The following is a 15,809-nucleotide window of genomic DNA, read 5'->3' on the forward strand; positions in this document are numbered from 1 at the left end:
CGGGCCAGGCGGTGCTCGCCGACCCGCGTGCCTGCGACGTGGCCGCCGAGATCGCCGCAGCGAACGGAGCGCGCCTGGAGGACTGCCTCCGGGAACCCGGCGGCGTGGTGGAGGTGGGGGTCAGCGTGCGGGTGCGCCTGGGCCCCGTGGGTCAGCGGACCGCGACCGCGCGGGCGCGGGCCGGCCCCGTGGGCGCGGCGCCGGCGGCGGCCTCGAGAGCGGCGGCGTCAGAAGACGAGGTCGGGCTCGGGCGGGTCGGCCGCGTCCCTGCCATCGAGGACGGCCTCGCTGGCGGCCGGCCGGTCGCCGGCGGCGGCGAGCTCGTCGAGAACCACGTCCAGGACACGGACGGCGCCCGCCTTGTCCAGCGGGTCGTTGCCGTTGCCGCACTTGGGCGACTGGACGCACGAGGGGCAGCCGCTCTCGCACTCGCAGCTCGCGACGGTGGCCCGGGTGGCCTGCAGCCACTCGCGCAGCACGTCGAAGCCACGGTCGGAGAAGCCCGCACCTCCCGGGTGGCCGTCGTAGACGAAGATCGCCGCGGTCCCGGTGTCCGGGTGCAGCGCGGTCGAGAGCCCGCCGAGATCCCAGCGGTCGCAGGTCGCCAGCAGCGGGAGGATGCCGATCGCGGCGTGCTCGGCGGCGTGCAGCGAGCCGGGCAGCGCCACCTCGTCGAGCTCCGCCCGCTCCACCGCGCGGTCGCTCAGGGTCAGCCACACCGCCCGGGTGCGCAGCTGGCGGGCCGGCAGGTCGAGCGGGAACTCGGCGAGCACCTCGCCGGTGCCCAGCCGCCGGCGCTGGTAGGCCACGACCTGATTGGTCACGTCGACGACGCCGGTGTGCGCGGTGACCGTGCCCAGTCGCTGGCTGCGGTCCGACGAGACGATCGAGAGGTCGGTGACGTCTTGGGCGACGGTGGTCCACTCCGGGCTCTCCGGGTGCACCGCGGCGCAGGCGTCCTCGACGTCGAACTCGTCCACGACGAAGGTCTCGCCACGGTGCACGTACAGGGCGCCCTCGTGGACCGTCGCATGCGCGGCGCCGCCGTCCACGGTGCCCAGCAGCCGGCCGGTCGCCCCCTCGATGATGGCCACCGGCTCCCCGCCGCTGCCGCGGATGTCGACGTCGGGCCGACCGCGTCCGGCCCAGTACCAGCCCGCGGGACGCTTGCGCAGCTGGCCGTCGGCGACGAGCTGCTCGAGGGCCGCCTCCGCGGCGGGGCCGCCGAAGTCCGGCAGGTCCGCGGGCACCAGCGGCAGCTCGGCCGCGGCGCAGCACAGCTGGGGACCCAGGACGTAGGGGTTGGCCGGATCGGTCACCGTCGCCTCGATGGCCCGGCCGAAGACCGCCCGGGGATGGTGGGCGAGGTAGTGGTCCAGCGGGTCGTCGCGGGCCACGAAGACCACCAGCGACTCCCGCTGCGCCCGGCCCGCGCGCCCGGCCTGCTGCCACAGCGAGGCCAGGGTGCCCGGGTAGCCGGCGAGGACGACCGCGTCCAGCCCGGCGATGTCGATGCCGAGCTCGAGGGCGTTCGTGGTCGCGACGCCGAGCAGGTCGCCCTCGGACAGCGACCGCTCCAACTCCCGCCGCTCCTCGGGCAGGTAGCCGCCGCGGTAGGAGTCCACCCGCCGCACCAGGTCGTCCCGTCCGCGGTCGCGCAGCAGCCGCCGGGCCTGGTCGGCCACGGACTCCGCGCTGCGCCGGGAGCGCACGAACGCCAGCGTGCGGGCGCCGCGTTCCACGAGGTCGGCCAGCAGGCCCGCGGCGTCGGCGGCGGCGGACCGGCGCAGCGGGGCGCCGCGCTCTCCCGTGTGCTCGGTCAGCGGCGGCTCCCACAGCGCGAAGGTCGCCCCCGGCCGCGGCGACCCGTCGTCGGTCACGGCGACCACCGGCTCGCCGACCAGCCGCGAGGCGGCCTCGGCGGGCTCGGCGACGGTCGCCGAGGCGAGCACGAACACGGGCTCCGCGCCATACCGCCGGCAGATCCGGCGGAGCCGGCGCAGGACGTGGCCGACGTGGGAGCCGAAGACCCCGCGGTAGGCGTGGCACTCGTCGATGACGACGTAGGCGACCCGGCGCAGCGTGCTCGACCACTTCTGGTGGGCCGGCAGGATCCCGCGGTGCAGCATGTCGGGGTTGGTCACGATCCACCGCGAGTGGCGGCGGACCCAGTCGCGCTCCTCGCCGGGGGTGTCGCCGTCGTAGGCGGCCGGCCGCACCGAGGGGTCGGCGAGCTCGGCCACCGCGGCCAGCTGGTCGCGCGCCAGCGCCTTCGTGGGGGCGAGGTAGAGGACGCAGGCCCTCGGGTCCTCGGCCAGGCGGCTCAGCGCGGGCAGCTGGTACGCCAGCGACTTGCCCGACGCCGTCCCCGTGGCGACGACGACGTGCCGGCCGTCGTGCGCGAGCTGCGCGGCCTCCACCTGGTGGGCGTAGGGGGAGGCGACACCGCGCTCCTGCAGCCGCTCGCGCAGGGGAGCGCCGACCCACTCCGGCCAGGGCAGGACGCGACGCTCGCGCACCGGGACCGAGTGGACGTGCGTGACCGGGCGGTCCTCCTCCGCGGTGGCGGCCAGGAGCGACTCCAGCAGCTCGGCACCCGGCGGGGGCCCGCCGGCGTTCCCGGTCCGGGGAGTCCCGTCGGTCGCTGCCGGGGCGCCCGGGCGGCCCGGGGAGAGCGTGGTCACCGGACCTCCTCGCTGGTGCCGGCCGGTTCCGTGCCGGCTGCTGACTGCATCCACTCCGGGGGAGCCGCCTCGCTCCCCGCACCTCCACTGTCACACCTCCGGGCAACCCGCTGCCGACGGTCGTCCGGCCTGCTCGGGCCCAGGACGAACGCAGCGTTCAAGGGGGATGCACAAAGTGTGATCTCCCTTACACTTCCGCCCGTTACGGTGCGGACCCGTCCGCACCGCAGCGGTACCTCCGCCGCACCGGGGAGCACCGGCGCCCTCCGGCGGCAGCCGAAGCTGGGAGGCCCACATGCCCGACGATTCGCTGTCCGGCGGGGATGCGGCGCTGGTCGCCGTCATCCTCGTCATCTCCCTGGCCGCCCTGGCCTTCGCCGCCTACCTGATCAAGGCCGTCATGGCCGCCGATCAGGGCACGACGAAGATGCGCGAGATCGCGCTGGCGGTCCAGGAGGGGGCGGCAGCCTTCCTGCGCCGCCAGTTCCGGACGCTGGGCATCTTCGCCGTCATCGTCTTCCTGCTCCTCCTGGTCCTGCCGGTGGCCGACGGCGGGTGGGGGACACGGGCCGGGCGGGCCGTGTTCTTCCTGATCGGTGCGCTGTTCTCCGCCTCGGTGGGCTTCATCGGGATGACCCTCGCGACCCGCGGGAACGTCCGCGTGGCGGCGGCCGCCCGTGCCGGTGGCTATCAGCCGGCCTTCCGCATCGCGTACCGCACCGGTGGTGTCGTCGGCATGATCACCATCGGGCTCGGCCTCTTCGGCGCCTCGCTCGCGCTGCTGCTCTTCGACGACACCGCCCCCGTCGTGCTCGAGGGCTTCGGCTTCGGCGGCGCGCTGCTGGCCATGTTCATGCGCGTGGGCGGCGGCATCTTCACCAAGGCCGCCGACGTCGGCGCCGACCTGGTCGGCAAGGTGGAGGCGGGCATCCCCGAGGACGACCCGCGCAATGCCGCGACCATCGCGGACAACGTCGGCGACAACGTGGGCGACTGCGCCGGCATGGCCGCGGACCTCTTCGAGTCCTACGCCGTCACGCTGGTCGCCGCACTGATCCTCGGGCAGGTCTTCTTCGGCAACGTCGGCATGGTGTTCCCGCTGATGATCGCCGCGATCGGGATCATCGCCTCGGTGGTGGGCGTGCTCGCCACCCGTCCGGGCGCCGGTGACGCCAGTGGCATGGTGCCGATCAACCGCGGCTTCTTCGCCTCGGCCGCGGTGTCCCTCGTGCTGGTCGCCGCGGCCGCCTTCTCCTACCTGCCCTCGATCTCCGACGGGGTGGACATGGAGGTCAGCCCGCAGGTCCTCGGGTTCGTCTCGGTGCTCATCGGTGTCGTGCTCGCCGCGACCATCCAGCAGCTGACCGGCTACTTCACCGAGACCAGCCGCAAGCCGGTCAAGGACATCGGCCGCAGCTCGCTGACCGGCCCGGCGACGGTCATCCTCTCCGGCATCTCGCTCGGCCTGGAGTCCGCGGTGTACGCGGCGCTGCTCATCGGCGGAGCGGTCTACGGCGCGTTCCTCATCGGCGGCGGGGCGGCGCTCTACGCCGTCGCCCTGGCCGGCTGCGGGCTGCTGACCACCGCCGGGGTCATCGTCGCCATGGACACCTTCGGCCCGGTGAGCGACAACGCGCAGGGCATCGCCGAGATGTCCGGCGACATCGACGAGGAGGGCGCCCGCGTCCTCACCGACCTCGACGCCGTCGGCAACACCACCAAGGCGATCACCAAGGGCATCGCGATCGCGACGGCGGTGCTGGCGGCGACGGCGCTCTTCGGCTCCTACAACGCGCAGATCGACATCGCGCTGGAGGACGCGGGGGACACCCTCGGCGACGCGTTCGGCCTGGTGAACCCGAACAACATCGTGGGCGCCGTCATCGGTGCGGCCGTCGTGTTCTTCTTCTCCGGGCTGGCGATCAGCGCGGTGTCGCGGGCCGCCGGACGGGTGGTGTTCGAGGTCCGCGAGCAGTTCCGGACCCGGCCCGGGATCATGGACTTCAGCGAGAAGCCCGACTACGGCGCCGTCGTGGACATCTGCACCAAGGACTCGCAGCGCGAGCTCGCGACGCCCGGCCTGCTGGCGGTGCTCGCCCCGGTCGCGGTCGGCTTCGGGCTGGGCTTCGGCCCGCTGGCCGCCTACCTGGTCGGCGCCATCGCGGCCGGCACCCTGATGGCCGTCTTCCTGTCCAACTCCGGCGGTGCCTGGGACAACGCGAAGAAGATGGTCGAGGACGGCGCCTACGGCGGGAAGGGCAGCGAGGCGCACGCGGCCACGGTCATCGGCGACACCGTCGGCGACCCGTTCAAGGACACCGCCGGCCCGGCGATCAACCCGCTGATCAAGGTGATGAACCTGGTCGCGCTGATCATCGCCCCGGCGGTCGTCAGCCTCTCGGTGGGCGAGGACGCCAACGACGGGTTCCGGGTGGCCATCGCGCTGGTGGCGACCGTGGGCATCGTGGCCGCGGTCGTGGTCTCCAAGCGGCGTTCCGTGGTGGTCGGCGAGGTCGCCACCGAGCCGGACCCCGGGTCGCTCACCCGCACCGCTCCCTGACCCGCGCACACCGCGACCCTCCCGCCGGCCACGCCCCGGCGGGAGGGTCGATGTGCGTGCTGTGGACGCCCTCATCCGTTGTGGACGCCCGCGCCCGCGCCGTCGCCGCGCCTGCCTAGCGTCGCCGCCTCCCGTCCACACCGGACGGGCGACGACCGACCGGGAGGCAACCGTGGCCCCGAGGATCTCCGTGCAGCCCGAGGCGCTGGACGCGCTGGCCGACGAGCTGGCCGGGCTGGCCTCCGCGCTGGCGACCGACGGCGACCACTGCCGCGCGGCGGCCGGTGCGCTGGACGCCGCGCTGGGTGGCCGGGAGGGCGCGGCCGCGGGCGCCGTCGCCACCGCCTGGGCGGACCTCGCCGGAGTCCTCGCCGACGGCACGGCAGCGGTTGCCGGGACCGTGCGCGCGGCGGCGTCGGCCTACCGCTGCACGGACGAGGAACTGGCCGGGTGGTTCGGGCCGCCGGCCCTCCCGGGCGGGGCAGGGTCGTGCTGAGCGGAGCTGGGGGAGGGCGGCCGTGACGCACCCCGACCCGGTGGCCCGCCTGCAGACCGTGGCCGGCTGGGACGTCGCCGCGCTGCGGGCCGGGCTGCGTCCGGTGGCCGCTCTGGACGAAAGCTTCCCGGCCTGGCGGAGCCGGCTGGACGCCGTGGTGCGGGAGCTCGAGGACGGCGGCGCCTGGTCCGGTCCGGCCGCGGACCGTGCCGGTGACCTGCTGCTGCGCCTGTCGGCGGCAGCGGCCGCTGCCGACCATGGGTTCGCGACCTCGCGCGAGGAGTGCGCCCTCCTGGTGCGCGAGGCGTCCACCGCGGCCGAGAGCGCCGCCGCCGCGCTGGCCCTGAGCGGCGAGCTGCCGGTACCGCTCGACGCCGCGCTCGCCGCCGAGGACACGCTCGGGGCCCTGGTCGACCGGCTCGTGCTCGGCCCCGATTCGGTGCCGCCGGCGGTCGCCCTGGCCCGCGACGCCCTGGACGCCGCGGCCGCGGCGGAGGCGGCGGCCGACCGGGCCCGGGAGGTGCTGGCGCCCGACGTCGGCGTCGGCCCGGCGGCGTGGCTCGGTGCTCTGGCCGCGGTCGATCCCGACGTCGACCCACCCGCCGGCGGCGATCCGGCCGCGACGGCGCGCTGGTGGGCGGCGCTGCCGGTGGCCGCCCAGCTGACCCTTGTCCGGTCGCGTCCCGACGTCGTCGGCTCGTCCGACGGCGTGCCCGGCTGGGCCAGGGACCGCGCGAACCGGCACCTCCTCGAGCAGGTGCTGGCTGATCCCCGGGCCGACGAGGACCACCGCGCCACGGCCCGGGCCGTGGCCGACGTGCTCGCCGCCGAGGACGCCGCCGGGCGCGTCGCGCAGCTGCACCTGCTCGACCTGGCGGGAGACCGGGTGGCGGTCTCCATCGGCGACCTCGACGATGCGGAGGCGGTCGCGGTGGTCGTCCCCGGGGTGGGCAACTCCCCGGCCGACGACCTCGCAGCCGTCGCCGGCGACGCCCGTGACCTCGCGGCTGAGGCGACGCGGGCCGACCCGGAGGTCGCGGTGGCCGCGATGGCCTGGTTGGGCTACCGGGCGCCGCACAGCGTGGCCGCGGCGCTCACCCGCGGCGCGGCCGACAGGGGAGGGGCCCTGCTGGCCGGGGCGCTGGCCGGCCTGGCCGGGGCACGCACCACGGCCGGTGCGGGGCTGCCGCGCACGACGGTCGTGGGGCACAGCTACGGGACCGTGGTCATCGACGAGGCCGCCGACCGGCCCGGCCGGCTGGCCGCGGACGCGGTGGTCCTGCTCGGCAGCCCCGGCATGGAGGACGACGCCGCGGAGCTCGAGGCGCCGGAGGTGTACGACGCGGCGTCGCCGGCCGACCCGATCTCGTGGACCGGCTGGTTCGGCACCGACACGTGGGCGGAGCGGTTCGGCTCCACGGGCCTGCCCATCGAGGCCGGCACGGGGCACTCGGACTACTTCGACCGGGACCGGCCCACGCTCGCGGCGATGGGAGAGGTGGTGGCGGGGCGCCGGACCGGCTGACCCGGTCGTGGGAGGTCCCTTCGCGCCCTCGGGAACAGCAGCGCCGCGTGCACGTTCAGTGAGGGGACGGCACGCCCATCCGACCTCGTCCCGGGGCTCCGGTCGCCCAGGTGGCCTACCGTGGCCCGCCGAGGGGCCTCATCGCCACCGCGTCGCCCGGCGCCGGCCCCCGGGCACGACGTCGAGCACCACCCGCACGCCGCGCCAGCACGACCCAGGCACCACCGACAGGAGCACCGTGCCCACGAAGACCACGAACACCGCAGGTGGGAGCACCGAGCCCACCGCCGGGGGCAGCAAGCCGCCCCGGCGCAGCTCGGCGACGGCCGGTGGCAAGCCGCTGGTCATCGTGGAGTCGCCGACCAAGGCCAACAAGATCGCCGGGTACCTGGGCAACGGCTACGTCGTCGAGGCCAGCGTCGGGCACATCCGCGACCTGCCGCGCAACGCCGCCGACGTCCCGGCCGAGCACAAGGGTGCCTCCTGGGCCCGCCTCGGCGTCGACGTCGACAACTCCTTCGAGCCGCTCTACGTGGTCAGCCCCGACCGCAAACAGCAGGTCACCCGGCTCAAGCAGCTGGTCAAGAGCGCCAGCGAGGTCTACCTCGCGACAGACGAGGACCGCGAGGGCGAGGCCATCGCCTGGCACCTGGTCGACACCCTCAAGCCGCGGGTCCCGGTCCGGCGGATGGTCTTCCACGAGATCACCCCCGAGGCGATCGCCCGCGCCGTGGCCAACCCGCGCGAGCTGGACACCGACCTGGTCGACGCCCAGGAGACCCGCCGCATCCTCGACCGCCTCTACGGCTACGAGGTCAGCCCCGTGCTGTGGAAGAAGGTGCTGCCCAAGCTCTCGGCCGGCCGCGTGCAGTCGGTCGCCACCCGGATCGTGGTCGAGCGCGAGCGCGAGCGGATGAACTTCCACGCCGCCGACTACTGGTCGCTGGAGGGCACCTTCGCCGTCCCGGGCAGGGCCGCCGGCGCCGACGAGGGCGAGCCGACGACGGTCCGCGCGAAGCTGGTCAGCGTCGACGACAGCCGGGTCGCCACCGGGCGCGACTTCGACGCCGCCACCGGCCGCACCACCGGTGAGGTCGTGCACCTCGACGAGGCCGGCGCGCGAGGCCTGGCCGCACGGCTCGAGGGCCGGCAGGTCACGGTCAGCCGGGTGGACGAGAAGCCCTACCGGCGCCGTCCCTACGCACCGTTCACCACCTCGACGCTGCAGATGGAGGCCGGTCGCAAGCTCGGCTGGTCCTCGGCGCAGACGATGCGGGTGGCCCAGCGGCTCTACGAGAACGGTCACATCACCTACATGCGGACCGACTCGACGAACCTGTCCGAGGAGGCCATCAACGCCGCCCGGCAGCAGGCCCGCGAGCTCTACGGCGACGCCTACGTCCCGGCCGAGGCCCGCCGCTACAGCAAGAAGTCCAAGGGCGCGCAGGAGGCGCACGAGGCGATCCGTCCCGCCGGTGACAGCTTCCGCACCCCGGGGCAGCTGGCCGCCGAGCTCGCCCGCGACGAGTTCCGGCTCTACGAGCTGGTCTGGCAGCGCACGGTCGCCTCGCAGATGGCCGACGCCGTCGGGCAGACTGTCAGCATCCGGCTGGCCGGCCGCAGCACCACGGACGAGGCGGTCGAGTTCACCGCCAGCGGCCGCACCATCACCTTCCCCGGCTTCCTCCGGGCGTACGTGGAGTCCCGCGACGAGGGCGCCCAGAACGCGAACGAGGACGACCCCGGCACCGACGACGCCGAGCGCCGGCTGCCCCGCCTGGAGCGCGGCCAGCAGCTGGACACCCGCGAGCTGGAGCCCAAGGGGCACACGACGCAGCCGCCGTCCCGGTACACCGAGCCCAGCCTCGTGGCTCGGCTCGAGGAGCTGGGCATCGGCCGGCCGTCCACCTTCGCCTCGATCATGCAGACGATCCAGGACCGCGGATACGTGTGGAAGAAGGGCAACGCGCTGGTGCCCTCCTTCATCGCGTTCGCCGTCACCAACCTGCTGGAGCAGCACTTCGCCCAGCTGGTCGACTACGACTTCACCGCGTCGCTGGAGAGCGAGCTCGACGAGATCGCCGGCGGCACCCTGGGCCGGGTCGACTGGCTCACCGAGTTCTACTTCGGCGGCGAGGGCCGGCACGCCGGAGCCATCGCGGAGTCCGGCGGGCTCAAGTCGGTGATCGGGCAGCGGCTCGAGGAGATCGACGCCCGCGGGGTGAACTCCATCCCGCTGCGGGCGACCAGCCCCGAGGGGGAGCCGGTCGTGGCCCGGGTGGGCCGCTACGGCCCCTACCTGCAGGCCGGCGAGGACGGCGGCCGGGTCAGCATCCCCGAGGACCTGGCGCCGGACGAGCTCACCGAGGAGAAGGTGCGCGAGCTGCTCGCCGCGCCGTCCGGCGACCGGGAGCTCGGCACGGACCCCGAGTCCGGGCTCCCCGTCGTCGTCAAGGCCGGCCGGTACGGCCCCTACGTCACCACCGTCGTCCCCGAGGGCAGCAAGGAGGCTCCCCGCACCGCGAGCCTGTTCTCGTCCATGTCGCCGGAGACGGTCACCTTCGAGGACGCGCTCCGGCTGCTGACGCTGCCCCGCACCGTGGGCACCGCGCCCGACGGCGAGGAGATCCAGGCGCTCAACGGTCGCTACGGGCCCTACATCAAGAAGGGCACCGACTCCCGCTCGCTGGAGGGCGAGGAGAAGCTCTTCACGATCACCCTCGACGAGGCGCTGGCGATCTTCGCCCAGCCCAAGCAGCGGGGGCGCGCGGCGGCCAAGGCGCCGCTCAAGGAGCTGGGTCCCGACCCGGTGACCGAAGGTGCGATCACGGTGCGGGAGGGCCGGTTCGGGCCCTACGTGACCGACGGCGAGACCAACGCCAGCCTGCGCAAGGGCGACGACGTCGAGACGATCACCCTCGAGCGCGCCGCCGAGCTGCTGGCCGACCGCCGCGCCGCCGGCCCGGCCAAGAAGAAGAAGGCCGCGAAGAAGACGACAGCCAAGAAGACGACGGCGAAGAAGGCCACCGCCAAGAAGACGACGGCCAAGAAGACCGCCGCCAAGACGACCGCCGACCCGGTCACCGCGGGCTGACCGTGCCCGGCCCGGACGACGGCGGCGCACGGTCGCCGGGGCGTTCGTTCGGGTCGGTCGCGGCCGGCTACGCGGCGCAGCGGCCCAGCTATCCGGCCGACGCCGTGAGCCACCTCCTCGGCCGGGGAGGTCGGCCGCGGGAGGTGCTGGACGTCGGCGCCGGCACCGGGCTGCTCACGGACGTCGTGGTGGCCGCGGGCCACCGGGTCGTGGCCGTCGACCCGGCTCCGGAGATGCTCGCCCAGCTGACCGCGCGGTTGCCCGGGGTGCCCACCGTCGCCGGCACCGCGGAAGCGGTGCCCCTGACCGACGCGGCGGTCGACGCGATCGTGGCGGGGCAGGCCGCCCACTGGTTCGATCCCGGACCGGCCGCCCGCGAGTTCCGCCGCGTGCTGCGCCCCGGCGGGACGCTCGGGCTGATCTGGAACACCCGCGACGAGCGCGTTCCGTGGGTGGCGGCACTCGGTGCGCTCCTGGCCGGCGAGGCCCGCGGGCACGAGGCGGACGCCGCCGTCGTCGGGTCCTTCGCCACGGCGCTGCGGGCCGACGTCGCGGTGGCGGAATCGGGCATCGTGCAGCGGCTGTCCCCGGAGGACGTGGTGCGCGGCGTCGCCACCCGCAGCTACGTGGCGGTGATGGACGAGGACACCCGCGTGGCCTTCCTCGGCGGCGTCCGCGACCTGCTGGCCGAGCACCCGGACACCCGGGGGCGCGACGTCCTGGAGCTGCCGTACCGGACGATGGCCTACCGCCTCACGCCTGGCTGACGCCCGCCCGGACCCCGACGGCGAACAGCCGCCGGAACGGGAGCACGGTGCTGCCGTCGGGGCGCCGCGGGTAGGCCGAGCGCAGCGCGGCCGCGTACTCCGCGGTGAACTCCGCCGCGGCCGGACCGTCCAGCCGGGCGAGGACCGGCCGGAGCACGGTGCTGCGCACCCACGCCAGGACCGGGTCCTCCCCGGACAGCACGTGCAGGTAGGTCGTCTCCCAGACGTCGGCGGTCAGCCCGGCACCGGTGAGCACGTCCAGGTAGCCGGTCGGTTCCAGGACCGCCGACGGCGAGGGCGCCACGTCGGCCAGCCGCTGCGCCCACGCCGGCGACCGGCACAGCGCGGCCAGGAGTGCGTGCGTCGGCGCCCGGAAGTTGCCCGGCACCTGCACGGCCAGCGCCCCGCCGGGGGCGAGCTGCTCCGCCCAGGACGCCAGCAGCCGGTCGTGGCCGGGCACCCAGTGCAGGACGGCGTTGCAGACCAGAACGTCGACCGGTTCCCGCGCCCGCCAGTCCCGCACGTCGCCGAGCCGGAACTCCAGCCCCGGCCGGGCGGGGGCGGCGGCGAGCATCTCGGGGGAGGAGTCGACGCCGGTGACGCGGGCCGCCGGCCACCGGTCGGCCAGCAGCGCCGTGGTCGACCCGTCCCCGCACCCGAGGTCGACCACCGTGCCCGGCGACGGCACGTCCACCCGGGACACCAGGTCGAGAAAGGGCCGGGCGCGCTCGCCGGCGAACCGCAGGTACGCGGCTGGGTCCCAGGCGCCGCTGCTGCTCATCACCGGGACGCTAGTCGCCGGGCGGGGGCTCGCGATCCCACGTGGAGGCGACCGGTAGCCCTGCGGGTGGAATCCGGTCCGGATCGTCGGCCCCGGCCGGTACCGTGAGCCCGCTGGGGGACCGGCCTCCGTCCCCCTCCCACGACCCCGGGAGCCGAGATCCAGTCCGACCCGACGCCTCCGGTGTCGCCGCGCGAGGAGCCGGCGGCACCGGCCGAGCGGACCACGCCGCCGCCCGACGGGCTGCCACCGGCGAACACGCCGGTGCCCGCGGACGCCGCGGTGCCGCTCGGCGAGGTCGACGCGGACCGGCCCGGGCCCTCGCCGAACGGCGCCGGCACGGAGCGGGACGGCGCCGTCCCGCAGCCGGACGGGATGGCGTCGGTGGGCCTGGGCGCCAAGCTGCGGGCCGTGCTGCGGGTGCGCGACTTCCGCAAGCTGTGGCTGTCGATGTCGCTGTCCAGCTTCGGCGACTGGCTGGGCCTGCTGGCCATCACCGCGACCGCGACGTCGCTGGTCGACAGCTTCGCGGGCAAGAACTTCGCCCTGGGCGCCGTCCTGCTGTTCCGGCTGCTGCCCACCATCGTGCTGGGCCCGCTCGCCGGCGCCTTCGCCGACCGGTTCGACCGGCGCAAGACGATGGTCGTCACCGACGTCCTGCGGTTCGGCTTCTTCGCCTCGATCCCGCTCGTCGACAACCTCATCTGGCTGTTCGTCGCCCAGTTCCTCATCGAGGCACTGAGCATGTTCTGGATGCCGGCCAAGGACGCCGCGGTCCCCAACATGCTGCGCAAGGACCAGCTGGAACCGGCCAACCAGCTGTCCCTGGTCACCACCTACGGCCTGACCCCGGTGCTGGCCGCGATCGTCTTCGCACTGCTCAACTCCACCGGCGGGCGCCTGCAGTCGCTGTTCCCCTCGGTCGACCAGGTCGACGTCGCGCTCTACCTGAACGCCCTGACCTTCCTCGTGGCCGCGGCCGTCATCTGGACCCTGCCCTCGATCAGCGGCCGGCGGGCACCGGGGGCCGGCGCCGGGCACGAGAGCTTCCTCGGCTCGCTGCGGCACGGCTTCTCCTTCGCCGGGCACACCCCGCTGGTCCGCGGCCTGGTCATCGGCATCACCGGCGCCTTCGCCGCGGCGGGCGTGATCATCGCGACCGGGCAGGCGTACGCCAACGCGCTCGGGGGCGGGGAGGCCGCCTACGGCTTGCTGTTCGGCGCCGTCTTCATCGGCCTCGGCCTGGGCATCGCACTGGGCCCGAGCGTGGCCCACGACCTGGCCCGCGAGCGGATCTTCGGCCTGGCCATCGTGGGCGCCGGTGTGATGGTCGTGATCATGTCCTGGACGCTCACGCTGTGGTTCGCCCTGGTCCTCGTCGTCCTCATGGGGTTCTTCGCGGGCATCGCGTACCTGGCCGGCTTCACGCTGCTGGGCACCGAGGTCCAGGACGAGGTGCGCGGCCGCACCTTCGCCATCGTGCAGTCGCTGGTCCGGGCGGCGCTGATCCTGTCGCTGGCGGTCGTGCCCTTCGGGGTGGGCCTCATCGGGCGGCACTCGTTCGACGTCGGCGGCCTGACCGTCCCGGTCACCGGCGAGCGGATCATGCTGCTCGCCGCCGGGCTGCTCGCGGTGGGCGTCGGCGTGCTGGCCTACCGGCAGATGGACGACGGCCGGCCCGTCCCGCTGCTGGCCGACGTCCTCACCGCGCTGCGCCGCGACACCACGGCGCGGCGGCGGCTGGCCGGCGGCGGCGTGTTCATCGCCTTCGAGGGCGGCGAGGGCGCGGGCAAGTCCACCCAGGTCAAGCGGCTGCAGGAGTGGCTGACCGACGAGGGCCTGGTCGCCCGGACGACGTTCGAGCCCGGCGCGACGCCGTCGGGCGCGGGCATCCGGGCGATCCTGCTCGACCGCTCGCACACGGCCATCTCCCCGCGCTCGGAGGCGCTGCTGTACGCCGCCGACCGCGCCCAGCACGTGCACGACGTCCTGCGGCCGGCCCTCGACTCCGGCGAGGTGGTGATCACGGACCGCTTCGTGGACAGTTCGCTGGCCTACCAGGGCGCGGGCCGCACGATCCCGCTCGAGGACGTCCGGATGCTCTCCCGGTGGGCCACCGGCGGTCTGCAGCCCGACCTCACCATCCTGCTGGACCTGCCACCGGAGACCGGGCTGGCCCGCGCCCGGGGCCGGTCGGTGGCCGACCGGATGGAGTCGGAGTCCCTGGACTTCCACCAGCGGGTGCGGCAGACCTTCCGCGCGCTGGCCGAGAGCGACCCCGACCGCTACCTGGTGCTCGACGCCACGCAGGGGGCCGACGAGCTCGCCGCCGCCATCCGGGTGCGGATCACCGACCTGCTCTCCGGCCTGCCGCTGCAGACGCTGCCGCAGCAGCCCGGACCGGCCGCCGAGCCGACGACGCCGGAGCATCACCACCCGCACGCCCAGACCGGCGCGACCCCCCAGCTGCACCCATGACGGTCACGGCGGACGACGGGGTGTGGGCGCGGGTCATCGGTCAGCCCGCGGTGGTGCAGGAGCTGCGCGCCGCCGTCGACGACCCGGGCGCGATGACTCACGCGTGGCTGTTCACCGGGCCGCCGGGGTCGGGGCGCTCGGTCGCCGCGCGGGCGTTCGCGGCCGCGTTGCAGTGCCCGAACGGCGGCGACGGCACCTGCCACGAATGCCGGACGGTGCTGGCAGGCACGCACGCCGATGTCACCGTGATCGTCCCGGACGGTCTCTCGATCGGCGTGAACGAGGCGCGCGAGCTGGTCCGGGTCGCCGGCCGCTCACCGTCGCAGGGCCGCTGGCAGATGATCATCGTCGAGGACGCCGACCGGATGAGCGAGTCCGCCTCCAACGCGGTGCTCAAGATGATCGAGGAGCCCCCGCCGCGCACCGTCGTGATGCTGTGCGCGCCGAGCCTGCACCCCGACGACGTCCCGGTCACCATCCGCTCGCGCTGCCGGGTGGTCGCGCTGCGGACGCCCGCGGTCACCGCGATCGCCGACGTGCTGGTGGGCGACGGCGTGGACCCGGCGCTGGCCGCCTGGTCGGCCGCCGCCTCGGGTGGGCACGTCGGCCGGGCCCGCCGCCTGGCGCGGGACGAGGAGGCGCGGCTGGCCCGCAAGGCGGTGCTCGACGTCCCGCTGCGGCTGGTGTCGCTGGCCGCGTGCATGGACGCCGCCGACGACCTCGTCGGAGCGGCGAAGGAGGAGACCGAGGCGGCCACCGAGGTGCTCGACGGCGCGGAGACGGATGCGCTGAAGAACAGCCTCGGCGTGGGCGCGCGGGGTCCGGGGGTCGTCGCGGCCAGCCGGGGGAGCGCCGGCCAGCTCAAGGAGCTCGAGCGCCGGCAGAAGTCGCGGGCCACCCGCATCGGCCGGGACGCCCTGGACCGCGCGCTGGTCGACCTCGCCGGGCTCTACCGGGACGCGATGGTGCTCGCCGCCGCGCCCGAGGCGGAGCTGCCGCTCAACCACCCCGACCGGCGCACCGACGCCGTCGAGCTGTCCCGCCGGCTGGGCCCCGAGGGGGCGCTGCGGCGGATCACCGCGATCCTCGACTGCCGGACGGCGCTGGAGCAGAACGTGAAGCCGCAGATCGCCCTGGAGGCGCTGACCGTGGCGCTGCGGCTGCCCGCCTGACGCACCTCGCCGACCCCCGCCCCTGCGCCGGACGGCTGGGGCGGTGCCGTAGTCTGTGCGGGCACGTCCGCCGCCTTAGCTCAGTCGGTAGAGCATCTCACTCGTAATGAGAAGGTCGTCGGTTCGATTCCGACAGGCGGCTCTCCTCACCGCAGCGGGTCCGTCCTCAGGGACGGGCCCGCTGCGTCGTTCCCGGGGTCGTGTGCGGGCCCGGCCGCGTGCCGCCCCACGAACGCTGACGGCGGCCCACCT

At 75.0% G+C, this 15,809-nt stretch carries 9 protein-coding genes and 1 tRNA gene; 8 read left to right on the top strand and 2 right to left on the bottom strand.

Annotated elements, in window-relative coordinates; translation table 11 throughout:
• Positions 1-227 precede the first annotated feature (227 nt).
• Positions 228-2,684: a DEAD/DEAH box helicase gene (locus DQ239_RS09000; RefSeq protein WP_113834093.1), complete on the bottom strand. Its 2,457-nt coding sequence runs from the start codon at positions 2,682-2,684 to the stop codon at positions 228-230.
• Positions 2,685-2,979: 295 nt separating this feature from the next.
• Here DQ239_RS09000 and DQ239_RS09005 point away from each other — a divergent pair, with 295 nt between their 5' ends.
• From DQ239_RS09005 to DQ239_RS09020, 5 genes are all read left to right on the top strand, one after another.
• Positions 2,980-5,244, top strand: a complete 2,265-nt coding sequence (locus DQ239_RS09005; RefSeq protein ID WP_113834094.1) for a sodium-translocating pyrophosphatase — start codon at positions 2,980-2,982, stop codon at positions 5,242-5,244.
• A gap of 172 nt (positions 5,245-5,416) precedes the next feature.
• Entirely contained in the window at positions 5,417-5,740 is a 324-nt protein-coding gene (locus DQ239_RS20320) for a WXG100 family type VII secretion target (RefSeq protein WP_158544814.1), read from the top strand.
• Positions 5,741-5,762: 22 nt separating this feature from the next.
• Complete coding sequence (locus tag DQ239_RS09010; RefSeq protein ID WP_158544815.1) at positions 5,763-7,265, top strand: alpha/beta hydrolase; 1,503 nt, start codon at positions 5,763-5,765, stop codon at positions 7,263-7,265.
• Between the two features lie 238 nt (positions 7,266-7,503).
• On the top strand, positions 7,504-10,359 hold the full coding sequence (topA, locus tag DQ239_RS09015; RefSeq protein WP_113834096.1) for a type I DNA topoisomerase: 2,856 nt from the start codon (positions 7,504-7,506) through the stop codon (positions 10,357-10,359).
• A 2-nt stretch (positions 10,360-10,361) separates the two neighbouring features.
• Complete coding sequence (locus tag DQ239_RS09020) at positions 10,362-11,126, top strand: class I SAM-dependent methyltransferase (protein WP_233488978.1); 765 nt, start codon at positions 10,362-10,364, stop codon at positions 11,124-11,126.
• On the opposite strand, the gene DQ239_RS09025 is transcribed toward DQ239_RS09020, so the two are convergent.
• Positions 11,113-11,907, bottom strand: coding sequence for a trans-aconitate 2-methyltransferase (locus DQ239_RS09025; RefSeq protein ID WP_113834097.1), 795 nt, complete (start codon positions 11,905-11,907; stop codon positions 11,113-11,115). The genes DQ239_RS09020 and DQ239_RS09025 overlap by 14 nt on opposite strands.
• A gap of 183 nt (positions 11,908-12,090) precedes the next feature.
• Between DQ239_RS09025 and tmk the strand changes: the two genes are divergently transcribed.
• From tmk to DQ239_RS09040, 3 genes are all read left to right on the top strand, one after another.
• Positions 12,091-14,385: a dTMP kinase gene (gene tmk / locus DQ239_RS09030; RefSeq protein WP_113834098.1), complete on the top strand. Its 2,295-nt coding sequence runs from the start codon at positions 12,091-12,093 to the stop codon at positions 14,383-14,385.
• On the top strand, positions 14,382-15,557 hold the full coding sequence (locus tag DQ239_RS09035) for a DNA polymerase III subunit delta' (RefSeq protein WP_113834099.1): 1,176 nt from the start codon (positions 14,382-14,384) through the stop codon (positions 15,555-15,557). The genes tmk and DQ239_RS09035 overlap by 4 nt, the downstream gene beginning before the upstream one ends.
• A 69-nt stretch (positions 15,558-15,626) precedes the next feature.
• Positions 15,627-15,699, top strand: a tRNA-Thr gene (locus DQ239_RS09040).
• Positions 15,700-15,809: the final 110 nt, after the last annotated feature.

It is taken from the genome of Blastococcus sp. TF02-09 (genome assembly GCF_003319105.1).
Classification (GTDB): Bacteria; Actinomycetota; Actinomycetes; order Mycobacteriales; family Geodermatophilaceae; genus Blastococcus.